This is a genomic window from Fibrobacter sp. UWEL (genome assembly GCF_900142535.1).
Taxonomy (GTDB): Bacteria; Fibrobacterota; Fibrobacteria; order Fibrobacterales; family Fibrobacteraceae; genus Fibrobacter.
Genome location: NZ_FRBE01000018.1, coordinates 45,708 through 66,342, shown reverse-complemented (window position 1 = coordinate 66,342; position 20,635 = coordinate 45,708). Strand labels below are relative to the sequence as shown.

The following is a 20,635-nucleotide window of genomic DNA, read 5'->3' as shown; positions in this document are numbered from 1 at the left end:
ACTCTATCCACCTATGAAATCATAAAAAAGGGAAGAACCCGGATTACTCCAGGTCCTCCAATGCGTCAAGTTCCTGCTGAGCTTCCTGAGAAACACCAGCGCCCTGGCCCATCTTGGTCTTTGCAGTTGCCAAGGTAAAGCCTGCGTCATCCAAGATACGCTTACGGTTGGATTCGAAGCGGTCACTCTGGATGGCCTTCTGACTGAAGGCTGCATAATCTTCGATAGCCTGGTTAGCCTTGTCGAAGGAAGGCTGCAGAGCTGCGCGCTTGCTTTCCACACGAGGAGTGGGGAGCTGGCGAGCGAGGTCAAGAGCCTTAACCTGGACGGAGTCGAATTCGTCCTGCATAGCATCGAATGCCTGGCGAGCGGAGTCGCGAGCTGCAACAGAGACAACCGGCTTTTCGGTACGCTTTTCAGCCTGTTCAAGGGCTTCCACAGCGTTCTTATAGTTCTTCTTCATGAAGTGGCAGTAACCAATCACCAGGTATGCTTCAGAAACCAGGAAGGAATCCGGATACTTGTTGATGATCAACTGAGCGGGCTTCATGGCTTCATCCGGCTTATTCACCTTCAGGAAGGACCATGCAATACCGAGAACTGCTTCGTCGTACACCGGAGAAGAAGGCTGAACCTGATGGTACATTTCAACTGCGGCTGCGATGTCCGGCTTTTCGCCAGAGAAGAAGAGGTGACCCAGCTTCACGCGAGCAGCATCCTGCAAGTCGCTTTCAGACTGGTTGGAATAGGGCTGTTCGGTAATGTCGCGGAAGCAGTTTTCAGCTTCGTCGAACTTGCCGAGACGGCTATAAGCGATACCCATGGTATAGCGAGCATAGAAGTAGTTTGCGTTACCCGGGAGAATAGCAGCCAGCAGGTCAACAGCTTCCTGATAGAGGCCCTGTTCGAACTTAATCTGACCTGCAACGTAGTCAGCGTCAGCCTTAACGTCGCTTTCACCAAACTTCTGAGCAATACCCTGGTACTTGGACATAGCGTCAGTGTACTTGCCTTCCTTATAGTCGATGTTCATCAACTGGAAGTGGTACTTAGCACGCTGGTCACTCTGAGGATAGCGCTTGATAGCATCTTCGTACACGGACTTTGCAGCCTTGTGCATACGGAGGTTTTCGAAGGACTTTGCCTTATAGAAAGCAGCCTGGTCAACAAGGTGGAATGCGGGGTACTTGGTCTGAACCTTACCGAAAGCATAAGCAGCCTTCAAGAATTCACGGTTCAAGTAGAGACGCATTGCAGCACGGTAGTCGTTTTCAGGTTCGATCTTCAAGCGACGATAACGTTCTTCACCGATCTTTTCTTCGCGAGTGTCACCGAAGCGAGAAGTAATCTTCACAGCCCAGATGAAACCACGATTCTTCTTGGCATAGAGGTCATCGTGAGACATTTCGAGATCCAGTGCCAGGTAACGGAAGATGGAAACATCCTTAACGTTAACAGTAGCACCAACTACCGGGTAACCTTCCTTGGTGAAGCGAGCGCGAACGCCAAGATGCGGAGACAGGTAGTAAGTCAAAGTAAAGCTCATTTCCGGGCTCAGACCATCACCACCTTCATCAGGATCGTGGAACACGTCGATGAGGGAGATTTCTGCCTTAGCTTCGAGAGCGCGGTTGAAACCGCGGTAGAAGAAGGACAGGTTCAGGTTTGCGGGAATGTTGTAAGCGTCATCGCGAGAGCCACCGAAGAAGCCCGGGATGATGAATGCGCTTGCATCTGGATCAGTTGCAACAGCAGGCTGTGCAATGTTCTGCAGGGCAACGCCAACCAAGAGGTAACCATACTTGGAGGATGCCAGCGGATTCCAGCTAAGGCCTACGTCAGCACCGATGGTCACCTGCTTCACAGCGTCGAACTGGTTGATGTAGAGGACGGAGAGGTCCACACCCAGGGAGACGCACTGCAGGAGGTTGTAAGCATAACCAAGCATGAAGGCATATTCACCGTAGTCCGGACCGTCGTCAATGCCGGCACCGTTTTCGAAGAAAGAGAAGCCCAAAGTATGCTTGTAATCAATGGGGTAAGTCAAGCTCACGTATTCCTGGCTTGCTTCACCGCTAATAGAACTAAAGAATGCAGCGCTAAATTCCAGCTGTTCGGTTTCTGCGATAGAAGCCGGGTTCACATACATGGAGGTGTTGCCACCGAATTCTGCGAACCAGTCATTCTGCTGGTACTTATGGGGAGAATAAATGGCATCTGCAAACAAAGAGGTGCTGGCTACGGAGAGTCCGAAGACTGCTGCTGTTTTAAGAAAACTTGAACGCATCACCTACTCCTTTAATTGATATCCGTACGGATAAACTCAATACGACGGTTCTGAGCACGACCTTCCGGGGTCTTGTTGGAGGCGACCGGCTTAGTGTCACCCATACCATCAGTTACCATACGGCTTTCGTTAATGCCCTTCTCAACGAGGAAGTTCTTAACGGCTGCAGCGCGGTCTGCGGAAAGCTGCTTGTTCTTATCCTTGTTACCAACGTTATCGGTATGACCGACAATCTGGAAGGTAGCTTCGGTGAAGGTTTCCATAATGTCCACAACCTTCATCAGGGAGATGTAGGAGTCCGGAGTAATGGTAGCCTTACCAGATTCGAAGTTCACACCTTCAAGAACGAATACCTTCTTAGGCGGCTGCGGAACTTCATCCGGGCAACCATCGTCGTCCTTGTAGTCATTCAGGGTTTCTGCCTGTTCGGGGCAGAGGTCAACACCCTTACAAATGTGAGCGAAGTTAGAGAGCATACCCTTTGCTTCTACCCAAGGATCGCAAAGACCATCACGGTCATTGTCCGGATCCGGGCAGCCATCGTCGTCCTGGAAGCCGTCGAAGTCTTCAGCTTCTTCGGGGCAGTTGTCGAGGCCGGTGCAAACGGAAGCGTACTTATCGGAAACGCCTTCTTCGGAAACCCAAGGATCGCAAAGGCCATCGCCATCGGTATCCGGATTACGGGTTTCTTCAACAGCTTCTTCTTCCTTCACCAGACCTGCGGTAGTCAGACCAATGTCCAGCTTACCCTTACCGCGCTTGAGCATCGGAGAGGTGGACTGGCAGAAGAAGTCCGGGTTGGAGAGAGAGGCGTTCTTGAATTTCGGATCGAGGGAAACGTTCGTACGGTTCACCTTGATGAACTGGTTGAACGGATAGTAGTTCTTGTAGATGTTGTTGTATTCCACCTTCGTCTGACCGGCAGCCGGGTCAGCAAACACACCGTAGTAGTGGTTTTCCATGAAGATGTTGTTACGGGCGACCACGTTGGTCGGTCCCTTCAGAGCAAGGCCAGAGTAGCCATTGCGGAGCACAACGTTCTGTTCGATATAAGCATCGAGGGACTTAGCACCCCAGGCCAGAATACCGGACCAGCGGTTGCCGTATACCACGTTATTGCGGAGGTGAGGCAGAGAAATGAATGCGCCTACGCCAGTTGCATGGTTGTCCAGCACGTAGCAGTCATGAATGTAGGGAGCTGCGTTTTCGCAAAGGATACCTTCAAGACCGTTTCTTACGGTGAAGTGGGACATTTCGGCGCCCGAAGTACCCATGACGGTCGGACCGCGACGGCCACCATCAATGATGGTGTTCTTCGGGTCTTCGCCCTTGAGCACAACACCCATGATCAGGGTGATGTTTTCGTTATAAGTACCGCGCTTTACGAGGATGGTATCTCCAGCGTCAGCGTTACCGAGAGCATCTGCAATCTTGCTGTAATCACCAGGCACGTTGATATTCTTTGCCATGGCGGTTCCGGTAAGAAGCATTGCCCCGGCCGTCATTAGGACCAGTTTCTTTAGGGTCATACTGCTACGTTTCTCCAATCATAGAACACTTAAATTCATACGCTTACAGTTTGCCCGTAGGGGCAAACGTAAATTCCAAATGGGAATATACCTTCAAAACGGCCTTTAGTCAAACGTTTTTCGCAAAATTTGGCAAATTTTAGGTAAAAATCGTTTAAAACAAGCCGGTTTTACAGGCTTTTCAGGTTAGTCCTCGGCTTCAGGACCGGACTTACCGTCTTCCTTCTTCACTCCTTGAATAGACACACGAATTTCCTGGCAGGTCTTCTTGATGTCCTGCAGGACCTTACGAGCACGAGTTCCAGCGGACTTATTGCCGCGTTCGAACTTTTCGTACTCGCGCTTGAAGTTTTCGACTTCCTGTTCGAGATCATTCACTAAACTCATAAGCAAGCTCCAATAAAAGATGCAGAATGGAAAATAAATAAAGTTTTTGCCAAAAATTCGCTGTTTTTTAAAATTTACGCAATATTTCCATAATATTACACTAAAATCTTGCCATTCAACGCGTTATACACACCGAACTAACCGCCAGAGGTTCTCTAGGGCAGCCCATCCGCGCTCCCCAACGTTCTCGGAAAAGTCGTTGACGAACATATTAATGTGGGAAACCATCACTTCCCTACTTGAAATTTGAGCTTTTTCATCAATAAAGGGCGTTACGGGATCTTTTCGACTGCGGGCGACCGCCAGACTTTTCCGGATTTCCGCTTCCACCAGGGAGATGGTTTCCTCCCCCAGGCTTTTACGAGCAACTGCAATTCCCAGAGGAATGGGCGTTCCAGTTTCCTGTTCCCAGAAGGCGCCCAGGTCCTGAAGCAAGTGGAGACCATCCTGCTTCCAGGTAAAACGGTGCTCATGAATCACCACGCCCTGGGAAGCTTCTTTCGATAGAAGGGAGCGATACACCTGGTCAAACAGGGCGAACTTCACATTGAGGTTAGCCATCGGCTCAATTCCCTTAGAACACGCCTGGGTCCTGGAATGCCAGAAACGGTACAGTAGTGCCGCGGTAGTTTCCGCGCCGGGGAGAACCACGGGCAGTTCAGGATTGTACTGATCCGAGACAGCGGAAAGGAACAAAGGGCCACAGCCATAGCCAATGGCCCCGCCACATCCCAGGCACTTGTATTCTTGATCTACCTTGGGATAAACCTGGGCGCTTACTTTCGCTACGTCCAATTCGCCACGACGAACCATCTCGTTCAAAGTCTGGACGTCGGCAAAATGCACATCCCACTGGAAGGGAGAGTTTTCCAAGCCCTCAATCAAGGCTTCGTATATAAAAGTGTCGTTAGGACAAGTGGAGATACCGAGAGACAGAGTTTTCATAAATTATGAGTTATGAGTGACGAGTTATGAGTTTGAAGGATGAAAGGGTTTTAGGGGCTAGGTTCTAGGGGTTAGGGCTGCGGGATGCAAGTGTGGGGAGATATAAGGATGTCTCGTCTTTTTTATGCATTAGGTAATGTTCTTCTCCTACGATACTCTAGTCTCTAATCTCTAACCCGTTAACCGCAAATGCATTTGTGGAGTTTTTCCAGAGCTTCCTCGATTTTCCATTGGGACTTGTCCCGCGTGGAAGCGATGTTGCTGACCGCACGAATCTGGAAAGCGGGGATGTTAAACTTTTGGCAGATGGCAAAGCAGGCGGCACCTTCCATAGACTCCACGTCGCACCCCATGTTCTTGACCCGCTCTACGGCGGTAGTTGCGGTCCCGGTGCAACAGTTGACGGTAGCGCCAACGACCTGAGGAAGTGCGACTAACATTTTCTGGATGACAGCAGGAGCTTGACAGCAATTCCCGCCGAGAATGGACTTGTCCCAAAGAGTATGAGAGCCATCCTGTTCTTCACATCCCAAGTCACCGACCCTGTCGCTTGAAACGTTTACGACGTCAAGCAGGGACAGACCGCGATCAGGATATGCGCCGCAAATCCCTAGACTGATGACCGCAGATATCTTGAAATTAGTTTGTTTACAATTAAATAACAAGCTTGCAAGACCTGCGGAGAAATCAAGGATGCCCACGCCCAGAATACAAGCAAAGCAGCCCTGGAAAGGACCGCTTAGGGGGATCAACTGATTTTGAGATTCAGCCTTGGAAGAATCCTCTGGAAACACCTTTGAAAATTCCATCGCCGTTGCAAAGGCGAACAGGGGAACGTTCTGGAGCTCCGGAGAATTCATGGCTTATTCCAGCTTTTCTACAGCTTCGGCAAGGGAAGCTTCCAGTTCTGCCACGCGTTCCAGCTTAAGATTCCAGGGACGGTCCGCCTCGCAACGAGCTACAGCCACAGCAGTAGCCTTTACCAGGCATTCTTCAAAGGACATGCCCTGGCTGTCGGCCTGAAGCCAACCAGCAAAGAAGGAGTCACCTGCACCCACGGCATTCTTGACCTGAATGGTAGGCGGCTGGATCTGGACACCCTGGAAGGCGCCTTCCTGAAGGCGGAATGCACGAACCGGAGATTCCTCGTCGGTAACCACCAGGTTCTTGATAGGCAAGCGTTCCAGCACTGCAGTAGCGGACATCTTCCAGAACTGGGGACTGGACATGACCTGAGGAATTCCTAGACGGTCCAGGATGGTGCAGTACTCGTCCATGTTGATCTTCAGAAGTTCCACGCCCTTTTCCAGCCAGGCATCGATTTCCGTAACAGCATCAACAAAGACCTTCTTGCCCGTGAAGTCCAGAGAGTTAATCTGCTCCACATTGAAGCCCTTGGGGAACGTACCGCAAAGAGCCACATACTGGGTAGAACCCCAGTAATCGTTAAGGGTCTGAAGGAAATCTCCGTTTTCATTTTCGGTGAGAACGGGAGAGGGTTCAATCAGTTCAGTGGATTCACCTGCACTTACGATAGTCGTGCAAATGCGGGTAGGTTCCTTAATCCAGACAGGAGCCTGCTGGATTCCGCAGGCAGACAGTTCGTCAAAGATGCGGGAGCCATGTTCGGACCCAAGGAAATGCATCAGGAGGGGCGAACCACCCAGCATCTGAAGCACACGTCCGCAGTTAATACCCTTGCCCGAAGCGTATTCTTCGACTTTGGAAATGCGGTGGACCTCGCCCAGCTCAAACTTGTCCAGGAAGAACAAGCGCTGCCAGGCGGGATTGAGACCGAGAATAAGGATATCTTGAGCCATACTGAACTTAAAGAACCTTGGTAAACCTTAGAAGTTCACCTTGTAGAACTTGCGCTTACCCACCTGGATAACCAGCTGGTCGTTGCCCTTGATTTCAATCTGAGCCTGAGGATCAGCCAGCTTTTCGCCACCGACCTTCACACCACCGTTCTGGACCATGCGACGAGCTTCACCCTTGGATGCAAAAGCCTTCACTTCAACGAGCAGATCGAGAGCGCCGTAAGAACCGGCAGCAACGGAGCATTCTGCAGCGTCGCTGGGGATTGCATTACCGCTGTGGACTTCCTTTTCGTGAGCAGCAGCAGCTTCTGCAGCTTCAGCACCATAGTACTGGGTCACAATGTCCATAGCCAGGCGATGCTTTGCTTCGTTGGGATTCATCTTGCCGGAAGCAACGTCTGCCATCATCTGCTTGATTTCGTCCATGGGGATTTCGGTCAGCAGTTCAAACCAGTTTTCAACGATGCTATCTGCCAGGCTGTAGATCTTGTGGTACATGACATCGGCGGGTTCATTGAGGCCCACGTAGTTACCGATGGACTTAGACATCTTGACCTTGCCGTCGGTACCCAGAAGGATGGGCATGAAGAGGCCAATCTGGGGTTCCATGCCTTCGAAGAGCTGCAGGTCACGGCCACGGAGCACGTTGAACTTCTGGTCGGTGCCGCCCAGTTCCACGTCGGAATTGATGGCGACGGAATCGTAGCCCTGCATCATGGGGTACATGAATTCGTGAAGGCTGATGGGGGTATTTGCAGTATAGCGGTTGTGGAAGTCTTCGCGTTCCAGCATCTGAGCCACAGTGAACTGGCCCATGAGTTCGGTAACCTTACTAAAGTCCAGCTTGGAGAACCATTCGCCGTTGTAATGGATTTCCACCTGATCGCGGCGCACCACCTTGTAGAACTGTTCCTGATATTCCTTGGCGTTTTCCAGAACCTGTTCGTGAGTAAGACGAGGGCGAGCCTTGTTACGGCCGCTGGGGTCACCAATCTGGGCGGTGTAGTCACCGACGATGAGAACCACGGTATGGCCCAGGTCCTGGAACTGACGGAGCTTGCGCATCACTACGGTATGGCCAAAATGTACGTCCGGTGCAGTGGGGTCCACACCCATCTTAATGCGGAGAGGAACGCCAGTTTCGTAAGACTTCTGGAGTTTCTTTTCAAGTTCTTCCTGCGGGACAATGTCGATCACGCCGCGCATCAAAATATCAAGCTGTTCTTTAACAGGACGGAATTGCATAGTTTAGGGTCTAGAGACTAGGGTCTAGGGGTTAGGGGTTTACTTTTACGGCGGGAAAGATAGAATTTCTAGACGAGATACGAAATATGAGATATGAGTTATGAGATAAGAGAGAGAGTATTCTGAAAATACGTTTAGAAAAGTTTACAAAAAAAACAATTTTTTATTGAAAGGGTTTATAACGTTGTCTACATTTACTTTTCGTTAACTACCTTTAATTGTGATTGAATAATCACGTTAGGAGAATTATATGAAAAAAGCACTCGTCATCTGCTCCTTTGCAGCGGTTTCAACTTTCGCCACATCACAGCCCCAGACTCATGACGGTTTCTATTTGAGCCTTGCCATGGGCATGGGTTTCCAGAGCATTGATTTTGTCCTTGATGATCATGACGACAGAACAACCAGTCAATCGGGACTAGCAACAGACATTGATGTAAAAATCGGGTTTTCCTTAACAAACAATCTTGCTCTACACATGACTTTGGCAGGCAACACCCCCACATCCACAATCTACGATCTTGAAGACTTTAACGAGGACGACGAATTCGAGGATTTTAAGGCAAACCTTTCCATCCTCGGCATCGGCGCAACATACTATTTCCCTGGCAACTATTTCGCATCCGCCTCCATCGGTATCGGTCAATTCCGCGTATGCGATGACATTGCAACCTTCCAGGCCAACGTTCAAAGCAGTCCGGACGATTATTCTCGCAGTGGCTTCGCTCTCCAGTTAGCCGGCGGTAAGGAATGGTGGGTCAGTGAAAACTGGGGCATCGGTGCAACAGCCGCCATTCTATACGGGCGAGAAACGAATCTTGGCGATGCAACGGAATCTTCTTTCGGCGTCTCCGTAAGATTTACAGCTACCTACAATTAGAACTGCTGATGCTAAGGTTGCTGAGCCTGCCGAAGCACCCTTCGACTTCGCTCAGGGAACTTAACATGAGCGTGCTCAGGGAACTTAAGCGGGCTTGCTCAGAAGGCTTATCGGGTAAATGCAGCTAGGTCAATTCCTAGCTGTTTTATTTTTTTAAGCGCCTTCCGTATTAATATTCCATCAAATAGCGAAGAAAAAATGTATATTATACACAATGATTCGTTCTAAATACATTAAAATGCTCTTGGAAAGAAGGGGAAATGGTCAAATCAAGGTCATTACCGGTTTAAGACGCGTCGGTAAATCCTACCTTCTATTTGAACTGTATCGCAGCCAACTGCTTTCAACCGGCGTTAATCCTGAACAAATAGTGAGCCTCGCCCTGGATGACGACATCAACGCAAAATTCCGTAACCCACTGGAACTGAGCCAGTACATCCGAGGCAAAATCACCGATCCCGATAAAGAATACTTCGTCTTTCTTGACGAAATCCAGAAGGTTCGCACCATACGGAATCCCCACCTACCCGATACCGACGAGCGTATCACTTTCGTAGATGTCCTTCTCGGTTTACAAAAACTAAAGAACGTTGACATCTATGTTACCGGCAGCAATTCCAGGATGCTTTCGTCGGAAGTATTGACCGAATTTCGTGGGCGCGGTGATGAAATCCATTTACAGCCGTTATCATTCAAGGAATTCTATGACAACTACGGCGAAGACAAGCGAAACGCCTGGAGAGACTACTACACCTACGGTGGCATGCCCTACGCAATGTCTTTAAAAAATCACGAGTCCAAAAGCAAATACCTCAAGGACCTTATCGACCAGACATACATCAAGGACGTTCTGGAAAGAAACCGGATTCGAGCAGACAAAAGTGTACTAGACGATTTACTTGACACAGTTTCATCATCCGTGGGTTCCCTGACAAATCCACTGAAAATTTCAAACACTTTTGCCAGCAACAGGAAATTGCAAATAAATTCAACAACCATTGACAACTATCTTGTTTTTTTTGAAGAATCCTTCCTATTGAAAAAAGCCAAGCGTTACGATGTCAAGGGCCGCAAGTATATCGGGAGCCTTTACAAGTACTACTACGCCGACGTGGGGCTTCGAAATGCACGACTGAACTTCCGGCAAACAGAAGAAAACCACATCATGGAAAACGTCATCTACAACGAACTACTGTTCCGCGGTTTTGACGTAGATGTTGGAATCGTGGAATTCGTAAAGACTGAAAAAGGAGAGAAAAAGCGAATCCAGCTAGAAGTAGATTTTGTGGCCAACAAGGGCAACAATCGCTTCTACATCCAGTCCGCATTATCCGTCGCCGACGAGGAAAAAAGGCTACAAGAAATAAACTCGTTGAATAAGATTAACGAATCCTTCAAAAAAATCGTGGTGGTCAAGGACAACATCATTCCTTGGCACGACGAGCGAGGAATTTTCTACATCGGAATTGAGGAATTCCTGCTAAATGAAGAGTATATGAGATGACGAGGGTGCGGAAATAACGCGCGAAAGGATTATCGGGTAAATGCAGCTAGGTCAATTCCTAGCTGTTTTATTTTGTATGTAAGAATACGGGGCGTTGTGGAGAGGCTGCGGGCGGCTGCGGCCATCTTGCCCTTGGAACTCTTGAGGGCGTCGCAGATGATGTCCCGTTCGTAAGCTTCCACCATCAGTTTCAGGTTGCCGGACACCTGGGTACCGGAAGTTTCTGCGGTCTGCAGCGTGGTAGGGAAATGATGCGGGTAAATGACGTCTTCGTCGGTCACGAGAACTGCACGTTCAATGGCGTTTTCCAGCTCACGGACGTTACCGGGCCACGGGTAACTCATGAGCATGTTGATAGTCGTGCGGGCCAAGCGGCGCACGTTCTTGCCCACAATGCGGCAGTAATGCTCCACAAAGTGGTCTGCCAACAGCACGATATCCGTCTTGCGGTTATGCAATGCGGGAACGTAGATGGGCGAAATGTGGAGCTGGTAATAAAGGTCTGAACGGAAAGTGCCGTCGGCCACCATCTGCTGAAGATTCTTGGTGGTTGCGGCAATGACGCGGACGTTCACTTTCTTAGAGAAGCGAGCACCCACACGTTCCATTTCGCCATCCTGCAGCAAGCGCAAGAGTTTAACCTGAAGGTTGGGAGAAAGTTCCGCAACTTCATCCAGGAAGAGCGTTCCACCATCGGCCTGTTCCACACGGCCCGGGGTTTCCGTAAGCACACCCACCAAGGCACCGCGCTCGCTACCGAAGAGTTCGCGGTCCAGCACAGATTCTGGCATGGAGGCACAGTGGACGCGAATGTAAGGATGAGTATTGCGATCAGAACGATAATGAATGGCTTCTGCCACAAGGCCCTTACCGGTACCCACCTCCCCCACGATCAAAACCGGAAGAGGGTTCTTGGAAACCTGGTCGATCTGGGCGTAGACACGTTGCATTTCGCTGGAGCGGCCAATAATATTGTCCGGCTGGAAACGGTCCTTCAGTTCCATAGTCAGACGTTCATTTTCCGCCTTCAGGATTTCGTTTTCTTCGCGGGCTTGACGACGCAATTTCACAGCTGCCGCAAGCATCTGGGCGATAATTTCCAGCAGGCGCAGTTTCTCGGGAAGTTGTGATTCAATAGGATCCTGAACGTCGGCACTCAAGGCGCCAATAACCTCATGTTCCATAATCACGGGAACGCAAAGGAAGGCTCGATTCTCGTCCTTACCACGGCCAGTGCGGTCCAGGAAGTTGGGGTCCTTACCTACGGAAGGAATAATCACAGGCTTACCCGTCTCGACGACTCGGCCAGTGATGCCTTCACCCACCTTGTATCGGCCCTTGCGGGCCTGGCGGCTGGAAAGACCTTCGGCAATTTCAATGGAGATTTCGCCGGTGTGGCGATTATACAAAGTAAGGGTGGCATGCTGCACACCCATGGTAGACTCTAGCACTTCGAGAATGGGATGAGCCACATTTTCGAAGTCCAGACTCTGGTTCAAAATGGAGCTGATCTTGTAGAGCAGCTCCAATTCTTGAATCTTACTTTGCTGAATTTGTTCCATCTAGTATTTATGCTAGATCCTTCGACTCCGCCTTCGGCTTCGCTCAGGATGACACGAGGGAGGGATTACTTCAATGCTTCCTGGACGAGGGCGCTGACCTTCTTACCATCGAAGCGGCCCTTGACCTTGGGCTGAAGTTCCTTCATGATCTTGCCCATGTCCTTGGGAGAAGAGGCGCCGGTAGCGGCCTTGATTTCGGCGATGAGAGCCTTCACTTCTTCTTCGGTCATTTCGGCAGGCATGTACTTCTTGTAGATGGCGATGACAGCTTCTTCGGCCGGGATCTTATCTTCGAAGCCACCCTTCTTGAGGATTTCGATGGCTTCCTGCTTCTGCTTCACGCTCTTTGCCAGCACGTCGACGCACATTTCGTCGGTAATGCTGTCGGTAATCTGAGCCGGAGTTGCACCGTTCTTCATTGCTTCGTTCTTGATGTCGGAATGAAGGGTACGGAGAACGCTAAGAGTTTCGGAGTCATGAGCCTTCATAGAGGCCTTGACGTCATCGAGAATACGGGTGAGCAATGCACTTGCCATATCATTTCCTTTTTTACGCTAGATCCCCGGTCAAGCCGGGGATGACAAAAGCAGTATAAACACCTAATGAGCCACCGACCATTGGTCAGCGACTCACAAAGTAGAAAGTTTCGCTTGTTTTAGAATGAGTAGCTACGCGTAGGCTAATTCATTCTGGCGAGCAATACTATTTCGGGCACCTGACAACTCAGGCAGCGAAATTAGTAGAGACGCTTGCGGTTCTGGTCAGCGATTTCCTTCAGGCGCTTGCGACGAGCAGCAGTTTCGATGCGCTTCTTTTCTTCAGAAGGCTTTTCGAAGCGCTGACGCTTCTTGACATCGGAAATGATGCCGTTCTTTTCGCAAGACTTGGTGAAACGCTTGAGAGCGCGTTCGAAAGGTTCGTTGGACTTAACAATAACGCCGATCACGATAATCCTTTGGTTAAGTTAAAAATTCAAAATTGGATAGCCAAATATACCTATAAATGCAAAATCCGTCAAGGGTGCAAAAAAAACGCATTTTATTTCCAATAACTTGCGGAATATCAAAGACTTATGTATATTTCTTTACATAATTAGGGGCGTTAGTTCTATAGATTTAACACAAATGGAGATTGGATGAAAAGGTTATCTGCTATTTCTTTGGGCGCTGTGACTCTCGCCTGTTCACTGATGGTCGGCTGTAACGATGAAGAACAGGATCTGGTACCCCAGATGGAACCTGCCAAGGTAGCCCCCGCCGCCCCCAAGGCAGTCGAAAAGGCTCCGGCACCTGCAGCAGCAAAGCCCGCAGCGGCTCCCGCAGCACAGGCACAGGGCGACGAACCTCAGCTGGTCCCCCTCCAGTCCCTTTCCGCAACTAAGGATGAAGCTCCGGCCAAGGTAGCTCCCGCTGTGGGCGGCGCCGCTCCCCTGTCCTCTGGCGAATACGTCATTCAGGTCAGCATCCAGGCCTCCAAGAAGGTTGCAAACGACATTGTAAAGAAGCTTGCAGAAAATGGTGTAAAGGCCTACATCGTCGAAGTTGAAAATCCGGGTGAACTGGAAGGTACTTACTACCGTATTCGCGTGGGCTACTTCGCCAACAGCGCCGACGCCCAGAACTATGGCAAGCAGGCTCTGTCTCCGCTGAACTTTGCATGGTGGGTTGACAAGACCAAGAATGACACAGTCGGTAACCCCAACCCCGACGCAGGCGAATCCTACTCCAATTCTCAGACTTGGGAAGATGACGAGGAAGAAGAACCGGCACCGGCTCCTTCTAAGCCGGCACCCGCACCTGCTCCTGCCCCGGCACCTGAGCCTGCACCGGCTCCCGCACCCGCTCCGGCACCTGAACCTGCACCCGCACCGGCTCCGGCACCTGAGCCCGCTCCCGCAGCAGCACCTGCAGCACCCGCAGCTCCGGCTCCCGCAGCAGCACCCGCCTCTTCCGAACCGGAAGACTTTGACGACTGGGAATAACAGAAGTTACTTGCTAGAAATAGAAACAGCTCCGTTCTTTCGAACGGAGCTTGTTTTTTATCCGGCGGATTAAGCACGCACGTTTTTTCGACTAGTAATTTCAGTATTTAAAGCTAGATAATCAATTGCTATATTTGAAAGTATGCCTACAAGAAAGCCCAAAATTTTCGTTGTTCACCTGGGTTGCTCCAAGAACCAGGTTGATGCAGAACGTCAAGTTGGAGAAATGCTGAACGCCGGCTTCGTCACCACCGAAACCGCCTCCAAGGCCGACTACATCCTGGTGAACACCTGCGGTTTTATCGAAGCCGCCAAGGAAGAATCCATCAACGCCATCCTTACCCACGTAAAGGGCAAGAAGGCCAAGCAGAAGCTTATCGTCTCTGGCTGCCTTAGCAAGCGCTACGGCGAAGATCTGGAAAAGGAAATTCCCGAAGTGGATTACTGGGTAGGAACCTACAAGCCCGGCGAACTTCTCGCAAAGATGGGAATAGACCAGCCCACAGGTTGCAATCCGGACAAGCTGCCCCGATTGAACTTGGGCGGACTCCCCCACCACGCCTACCTGAAAATTGCGGAAGGCTGCAACCGCCGCTGCGCCTACTGCGCCATCCCTAATATTCGCGGTCTCCAGAAATCCGTCGCTATCGAAGACCTGGTGAAGGAAGCCAAGGAACTGGAAGCCCAGGGCATTAAGGAACTGACCCTCATCGCCCAGGACACAACCTACTTCGGCCGCGAAAAGAAGAATAAGAGCGAGACGCTCACCAACCTGCTGAAGGCAATCCTTGCAGAAACCAACATTCCATGGATCCGCATGCTATACTGGTACCCCGCATTCATCGATGATGAACTGTTGGACTTGATGGCAAAGGAACCTCGACTGGTGAAGTACATTGACATGCCCATCCAGCATAGCAGCGACAGTGTGTTGAAGAACATGCTCCGCAAGTACACCCGTCAGGAACTTCGGGACATTCTCCGTAAGATCCGCGCAAAGCTCCCCACAGTTACACTGCGTACCACCGTGCTGGTGGGCTTCCCCGGCGAGACCCACGAGGACTTCGAAGACCTGATGGACCTGCTCCAGGAAATCAAGTTCGAACACCTGGGTGGTTTCGTTTTCAGCCCCGAAGAAGGCACTCCGGTCATGGCAATGAAGAAGCTTGCTCCCGTGGACGAAAGCGACGCACGCGCCCGTCTGGACGCCATCACGGAATTCCAGGAAGAACTGGCTGCCCAGCATGCCGAAGAAATGATCGGTAAGACTGTCACTGTCATTCTGGACGAAGTTGCAGAAGAAAGCGAATACCATTTCTACGGACGCACCGAAGGCAACTCCCTGGATACCGACGACATCGTGAAGGTACTGGAAGGCGACGGCGAAGTGGGAACATTCCGCCAGGCACTGGTCATCGATGCAGAGCCCCACGAACTGACGGTTCGCTTGCTCTAAGAACAACCTTTAGATTTAGAAAGGCGGACCTGCTGGTCCGCTTTTTTCTATATTGCCCGTACCGAAATCGACTAACCGTGCTTGCACGGATCAGTTTGAGCCCGTGTATCACAATGGATAGTGTCCTCCCCTCCGAAGGGAGTTATTCCGGTTCGATTCCGGACATGGGTATACTCCCGTTTTGTACGAAACAAAAAAAGACCACCATCGGTGGTCTTTTTTTAAGGTCTATTTTTAAGCGTTTGAATTAACGGCCGCGAGCACGTTCCTTTTCACGCTGACGACGACGCTTTTCGGTATCATCCGGGAAGAATTCCGGGAATGCATAACCGATGGCGATACCGAATACGATGCCCTGCTTGTTCATGCCCTTCTTGTTCACGACACGAGAAATGTATTCAATTTCGTTTTCGTTCTTATATTCGGAGTTGGATTCCATACGGAAGCTAACATTTTCCTTTCTATCCTTGGTCAGTTCCGGAGCATAGTACATACCGATAGAGAACTGCAGGTAGTACCATTCGTTGGTAAGGTAGGTAATCAAGATATCGCCCTGAACACCTTCGACGGAAATGATAGGACGGACGCCATCCACCGGAATGATGTCATGGTCGAAATAAACCGTACCGTAGGAAACGGACAGACCCAGATGGAGGGGGTTCTTGGGGAAGAGGTAGTAGTTAATACCAGCCTTCCAACCGGTACCACCTTCCAGCTTCCAGTCGTCAAATTCACTGTCGGTACCCTTAGGCAGGAGGCCGAAGGAACCATAAAGAGCCAGATGGAACGGGAGGATATATTCTGCACCGATACCAAAGCTCATGCCCATACCGGTTTCACCCATGAAGGCGTAGCGAGAGCCCATACCAATCTGGAAAATCAGACGGTTACGGAGCCAGTCACGACGACGCAGGGAGTTTGCATATTCGTCCTGACGCTGTTCTTCTTCAAACTTCTTACGAGCAGCCAATTCCTTTCTCTGGGAGGCGCTGATGTCCATGTTGCCACCATCAGCCTCTTCTTCATCATCTTCGTCCACAGAAGCACGAGACCTTTTTGCAGTCGAAGCAGAAACAAAGCCATCATCGTCGTCATCAGCGGATGCAGCCGGAGCAGAAACGAATTCGTCGTCATCGTCCTGAGCCCAGGAGGTGGACGCAAAAGCAGACAGACCTAGAGTAAGGCAAGCGGTCAATAAAAGTTTTCTAAGCATTAAAAGCCTCTGATTATACAAAATCGCCTTTGGAATATAATTTTTTAACAGCCTATATGCAAAATTCTGTTTGTAAAAGTTGGTTAAAAAAAGGAATTTGAAGGTTATTCCATCTTCAAAAGTTTCGCCTTGATGGAGCCTAAGGCTATTTCGCACTCCATCAGCACTGGAATTCGGCGATCATCGTCGGTAAGCCAGATGAAAATGCGGCCTTTGGACACGAAAATGCCGTCTCCATCCAGAACGGGTTCCACTTTTACGGTCTTGAACTCCCCAAGTTTGGTCTTGAGGGTCTCGCGGCCATGGACAATCACCTTCAATTCATAGCGTTTCTTACCGCTGACGGCGGAAAACTTGGAAGTTTTGCCATCTTCCAGAGGAAGTGTGCGGACCAGATAGAAGGCGGACATAATGCTATGCTCCATCCCCTGGATGGTAACCACCGTATCAGCGGAACGTTTGACCTTACGAACTTTGTCATCGGTATAGACGGTATCGGAAAGCCAGGCCTTTTCGCCCTTGCGGTCAAATCGAATCACAGACTTATTATGATAGCTGCCTTCGTTCAGTGTTTTTCGGAACACTTCGGTCATCAAGCCCTTGTTTCGGACGCGGGTATAGATGGTGTCTGAAACGGGATACAATTTCTTAAGAGTACCCTCATCGTGAGCCAAAGTATAGAATTCGGTCTTACCATCCTTGGTGGGTTTCACCTGCAGGGTCGCAGTGCCAGCCGTAATAGGGCCCCAGCCCAAACTGAACGTAAGTTTTTCCCCTTTCATCCAGGGAGCGTTCACCTCGGGCAAGTCCTTCGGTTCACCAGCATAAGACGAACTTGAGAAAAGAGCAAGGACCGCAAAAAGGAACACCGCAACAGATGCGATGTTCCTAATAAAGGAAATATTCCAGCTAGACGTCACTTGCCTTTCCCCCACGTAGTGCCACTAGCCTTCAATGTCGCCCAGGCCCTTGCGGTATTCCACCAGCTTGGCCTTGACTTCAGAATCAGAGAGGGCAACGATGTGGGCAGCCAGGTAGCCGGCGTTCTTGCCGTTACCGATACCCACAGTTGCAACAGGAATGCCACCGGGCATCTGGACGATGGAGTGAAGAGCGTCCACACCGTTCAGGGGACCGCCAGCGCAGGGCAGACCGATCACCGGAAGGATGGTGTGTGCAGCCAGCACGCCCGGAAGAGCGGCAGCGAGACCAGCAACACCGATGATGACCTGGAGGCCACGGTCGGCAGCTTCCTTGGCGTACTTTGCAGTAGCGTTGGGAGTGCGATGTGCAGAGAGAATGTTCAATTCCCACTTGATGCCGAAGCTGTCGAGAACAGCGGTGATCTTGTCTACAACATCCTGGTCGGACTTGCTACCGGCAACGATACCGACCTTTGCATTTTCAGTATAGTTAAACATAAAACCTCTATTACTTAGCCAAACGGGCAAGGCCCTTCTTACCAATGTCCTTGCGGTAGAACTTGCCTTCGAACTGAACCTTTTCGCAGGCTTCGTAAGCAACGTTCAGAGCGTCCTGCAGAGTTGCGCCGTGACCGACAACGCCGAACACGCGGCCGCCGTTGGTGACCAGCTTGCCGTCAGCCATCTTGGTACCTGCGTGGAGAACCTGTGCGCCGTTCTTTTCGGCTTCTTCGATACCGGTAACCACCTTGCCCTTTTCGTAGGAGCCCGGATAGCCAGCACTTGCGAGGACCACGATTGCAGCGGAACCCTTAGGAGCCTTGGGAGCGCCCAGCTTTGCCAGTTCGCCCTTTTCAGCAGCATCGAACAATGCAAGAACGTCGCCATCGTAGAGAGGCAGAACAATCTGGCATTCGGGGTCACCCAAGCGGCAGTTGTATTCCACAACCTTGGGACCCTTAGAGGTCACCATGATGCCCACGTAGAGCACGCCAGTGTAGGGTTTGCCTTCGGCAGCCATACCCTTGAGGGTAGGTTCGATAATAGTCTTCTTCACTTCGTCCAAGAGTGCATCGGTAACAACCGGTGCCGGAGAGTAGGCGCCCATTCCACCAGTGTTGGGGCCCTTGTCGTCGTCGAAGACGCGCTTGTGGTCCTGAGCGGAAGAGAGAATCACGTAATCCTTACCGTCGCAGACAACGAAGATGGAGGCTTCTTCGCCGTCCATGAATTCTTCGATCACCACAGTCTTGCCGGATTCGCCGAACACGGCCTTTTCGCCAAGCATTTCTTCAACAGCGTCGTCAGCTTCCTTGTCGGTGAGGCAGACGATGGCACCCTTACCTGCAGCAAGGCCGGAAGCCTTCACCACGATGGGAGCGGGATGTTCAGCCAGGAACTTCTTTGCAGAAGCGAGATCAGTGAAAGTTTCGAATGCTGCAGTGGGGACATTGTACTTCTTCATGATGTCCTTACTGAAAGCCTTGGAGCCTTCCAGAGCAGCTGCACCGGCGGTGGGGCCGAAAGCACGGAGACCGCGAGCGCGGAATTCGTCTACTACACCAGCAACCAGAGGAATTTCCGGTCCGATGATGGCGAGATCAATATTGTTTGCCACAGCCAGGTCTGCGATAGCCTTGGGGTCAGCTACATCTACGGGGATGCACTTGCCCAGGTTTGCCATGCCAGGGTTGCCCGGTGCGCAAATGAGAGTGTCGCACATGGGGGACTTCTTAACAGCGAGGGCGATGGCGTGTTCACGACCGCCGCTACCGACTACGAGAATGTTCATACTAGACCTTAGTGGTTAGTGGTTAGTGGCTAGTGGTTAGGAAAACCACATATAATTTACGAGGAACAAAATAGAAAAATAAAGGGCAGAAATTTCCCGTCCTTCGTTTTTCAAAGCGCATTCTTGAGAGGCTATGTTGCCTATTCGCGAGAGCGCAGAATATTGGCAAGGATGGCGCCGGAGATATTGTGCCATACAGAGAAGATGGCGCCGGAAACTGTTGCCATGGCGAGGTTCGGGAAACTGGCGTTGGCAAGGGAAGTAGCCAAGCCGGAATTCTGCATGCCGATTTCCACCGTAAGGGCCTTGGTCTTTGCAAGATCCATCTTGAAGATTTTGCCCACGGCAAAACCGCAGCCGTAACCCATCAGATTGTGGAGAATCACCACCACAAAAACGATGGCGCCTGTAGTCATAATCTTTGCGGAATTGTGAGCGACAACAGTAGAGACGATCAAGCAGATGGCGATTACGGAAACTACCGGCAGCAAGTCCAGGGCGCGGGCCACATAGCGGCCAGCAAAACGGTTCACCACAAAGCCTAACGCAATGGGAATGATGACCACCTGAATGATGGAGAGGCACATGGCCCATACATCCACATTGACGGAAGTGCGCAAAAGAAGATAGGTGATTGCGGGAGTGAGCAGGGGCGAAAGCAAGGTATTCACGCTGGTCATTCCCACGGAGAGGGCAACGTTTCCGCGGCTCATGTAAGTGATGACATTGCTGGAAGTTCCGCCCGGGCATGTACCTACCAGAATGACGCCCGCCAGAAGGCCTGTTTCCAAGCCAAAGACTTTACCTAGGGCAAAAGCCAGCAGGGGCATGATGGTGAACTGTGCGACGCATCCTACGATGACTTCCTTGGGGTGAACGAAGACCACCTTGAAGTCGGAAAGTTTCATGGTGAGGCCCATGCCGAACATGACAACCATCAAGAGGTAGTTTACAGCCTTCAGTTGGATCCACATTCCTGTTGCAGGAACAAACAAAGCAAGGGCGGCAACCACCAGGACGATGATTGCCATAAAACGACTAAAGAAATTTGCGATAACCTTCATATAGATCCTTCGACTCCACTACGTTCCGCTCAGGATGACACGCGTTT

General features: G+C 50.7%; 19 protein-coding genes and 1 tRNA gene. 5 read left to right on the top strand and 15 right to left on the bottom strand.

Features of this window, described 5'->3' with window-relative positions:
* Window positions 1–43: 43 nt before the first annotated feature.
* From BUB59_RS11475 to tyrS, 7 genes are all read right to left on the bottom strand, one after another.
* Complete coding sequence (locus BUB59_RS11475; protein ID WP_234980036.1) at window positions 44–2,287, bottom strand: tetratricopeptide repeat protein; 2,244 nt, start codon at window positions 2,285–2,287, stop codon at window positions 44–46.
* Window positions 2,288–2,298: 11 nt separating this feature from the next.
* Window positions 2,299–3,816 (bottom strand): OmpA family protein, encoded by a 1,518-nt coding sequence (locus tag BUB59_RS11470; RefSeq protein ID WP_234980035.1) that lies wholly within the window; start codon window positions 3,814–3,816, stop codon window positions 2,299–2,301.
* 186 nt (window positions 3,817–4,002) lie between these two features.
* The gene (locus BUB59_RS11465; RefSeq protein ID WP_073230082.1) at window positions 4,003–4,203 is read right to left on the bottom strand and encodes a hypothetical protein; all 201 of its coding nucleotides are present in this window, start codon (window positions 4,201–4,203) and stop codon (window positions 4,003–4,005) included.
* Between the two features lie 123 nt (window positions 4,204–4,326).
* A complete protein-coding gene (locus tag BUB59_RS11460) occupies window positions 4,327–5,148 on the bottom strand; it encodes a 1,4-dihydroxy-6-naphthoate synthase (protein ID WP_073230080.1) in 822 nt (273 codons plus the stop codon).
* Between the two features lie 179 nt (window positions 5,149–5,327).
* Window positions 5,328–6,008 (bottom strand): phosphorylase family protein, encoded by a 681-nt coding sequence (locus BUB59_RS11455; RefSeq protein ID WP_073230077.1) that lies wholly within the window; start codon window positions 6,006–6,008, stop codon window positions 5,328–5,330.
* Window positions 6,009–6,011: 3 nt separating this feature from the next.
* Window positions 6,012–6,968 (bottom strand): 1-phosphofructokinase family hexose kinase, encoded by a 957-nt coding sequence (locus BUB59_RS11450; RefSeq protein ID WP_073230074.1) that lies wholly within the window; start codon window positions 6,966–6,968, stop codon window positions 6,012–6,014.
* Window positions 6,969–6,995: 27 nt separating this feature from the next.
* Window positions 6,996–8,213, bottom strand: a complete 1,218-nt coding sequence (tyrS, locus tag BUB59_RS11445; protein WP_073230072.1) for a tyrosine--tRNA ligase — start codon at window positions 8,211–8,213, stop codon at window positions 6,996–6,998.
* A gap of 250 nt (window positions 8,214–8,463) precedes the next feature.
* Here tyrS and BUB59_RS11440 point away from each other — a divergent pair, with 250 nt between their 5' ends.
* On the top strand, window positions 8,464–9,093 hold the full coding sequence (locus BUB59_RS11440) for an autotransporter domain-containing protein (RefSeq protein ID WP_073230070.1): 630 nt from the start codon (window positions 8,464–8,466) through the stop codon (window positions 9,091–9,093).
* A gap of 214 nt (window positions 9,094–9,307) precedes the next feature.
* Window positions 9,308–10,597, top strand: coding sequence for an ATP-binding protein (locus BUB59_RS11435; protein WP_073230068.1), 1,290 nt, complete (start codon window positions 9,308–9,310; stop codon window positions 10,595–10,597).
* A 29-nt stretch (window positions 10,598–10,626) separates the two neighbouring features.
* Here BUB59_RS11435 and BUB59_RS11430 read toward each other — a convergent pair whose 3' ends face one another.
* From BUB59_RS11430 to rpsU, 3 genes are all read right to left on the bottom strand, one after another.
* On the bottom strand, window positions 10,627–12,159 hold the full coding sequence (locus BUB59_RS11430) for a sigma-54 interaction domain-containing protein (RefSeq protein ID WP_073230066.1): 1,533 nt from the start codon (window positions 12,157–12,159) through the stop codon (window positions 10,627–10,629).
* A 65-nt stretch (window positions 12,160–12,224) separates the two neighbouring features.
* Window positions 12,225–12,695, bottom strand: a complete 471-nt coding sequence (locus BUB59_RS11425; RefSeq protein ID WP_073230063.1) for a GatB/YqeY domain-containing protein — start codon at window positions 12,693–12,695, stop codon at window positions 12,225–12,227.
* A 200-nt stretch (window positions 12,696–12,895) separates the two neighbouring features.
* Window positions 12,896–13,105, bottom strand: coding sequence for a 30S ribosomal protein S21 (gene rpsU, locus BUB59_RS11420; RefSeq protein WP_014546541.1), 210 nt, complete (start codon window positions 13,103–13,105; stop codon window positions 12,896–12,898).
* 189 nt (window positions 13,106–13,294) lie between these two features.
* Here rpsU and BUB59_RS15035 point away from each other — a divergent pair, with 189 nt between their 5' ends.
* The 3 genes from BUB59_RS15035 to BUB59_RS11400 all read left to right on the top strand — a co-directional run bounded on the left by BUB59_RS15035 (window position 13,295) and on the right by BUB59_RS11400 (window position 15,767).
* Complete coding sequence (locus tag BUB59_RS15035) at window positions 13,295–14,140, top strand: SPOR domain-containing protein (RefSeq protein ID WP_143160364.1); 846 nt, start codon at window positions 13,295–13,297, stop codon at window positions 14,138–14,140.
* Between the two features lie 142 nt (window positions 14,141–14,282).
* Window positions 14,283–15,596, top strand: a complete 1,314-nt coding sequence (gene rimO / locus BUB59_RS11405) for a 30S ribosomal protein S12 methylthiotransferase RimO (RefSeq protein WP_073230061.1) — start codon at window positions 14,283–14,285, stop codon at window positions 15,594–15,596.
* Between the two features lie 99 nt (window positions 15,597–15,695).
* Window positions 15,696–15,767 (top strand) — tRNA-Arg (locus tag BUB59_RS11400).
* Between the two features lie 76 nt (window positions 15,768–15,843).
* On the opposite strand, the gene BUB59_RS11395 is transcribed toward BUB59_RS11400, so the two are convergent.
* The 5 genes from BUB59_RS11395 to BUB59_RS11375 all read right to left on the bottom strand — a co-directional run bounded on the left by BUB59_RS11395 (window position 15,844) and on the right by BUB59_RS11375 (window position 20,588).
* A complete protein-coding gene (locus BUB59_RS11395) occupies window positions 15,844–16,809 on the bottom strand; it encodes a hypothetical protein (RefSeq protein WP_073230058.1) in 966 nt (321 codons plus the stop codon).
* A 104-nt stretch (window positions 16,810–16,913) separates the two neighbouring features.
* On the bottom strand, window positions 16,914–17,729 hold the full coding sequence (locus tag BUB59_RS11390) for a DUF3108 domain-containing protein (protein ID WP_073230056.1): 816 nt from the start codon (window positions 17,727–17,729) through the stop codon (window positions 16,914–16,916).
* Window positions 17,730–17,753: 24 nt separating this feature from the next.
* On the bottom strand, window positions 17,754–18,230 hold the full coding sequence (purE, locus tag BUB59_RS11385) for a 5-(carboxyamino)imidazole ribonucleotide mutase (RefSeq protein ID WP_073230054.1): 477 nt from the start codon (window positions 18,228–18,230) through the stop codon (window positions 17,754–17,756).
* Between the two features lie 10 nt (window positions 18,231–18,240).
* Complete coding sequence (gene purD / locus BUB59_RS11380; protein WP_073230052.1) at window positions 18,241–19,524, bottom strand: phosphoribosylamine--glycine ligase; 1,284 nt, start codon at window positions 19,522–19,524, stop codon at window positions 18,241–18,243.
* Window positions 19,525–19,664: 140 nt separating this feature from the next.
* Window positions 19,665–20,588: a bile acid:sodium symporter family protein gene (locus BUB59_RS11375; RefSeq protein WP_073230050.1), complete on the bottom strand. Its 924-nt coding sequence runs from the start codon at window positions 20,586–20,588 to the stop codon at window positions 19,665–19,667.
* Window positions 20,589–20,635 lie beyond the last annotated feature (47 nt).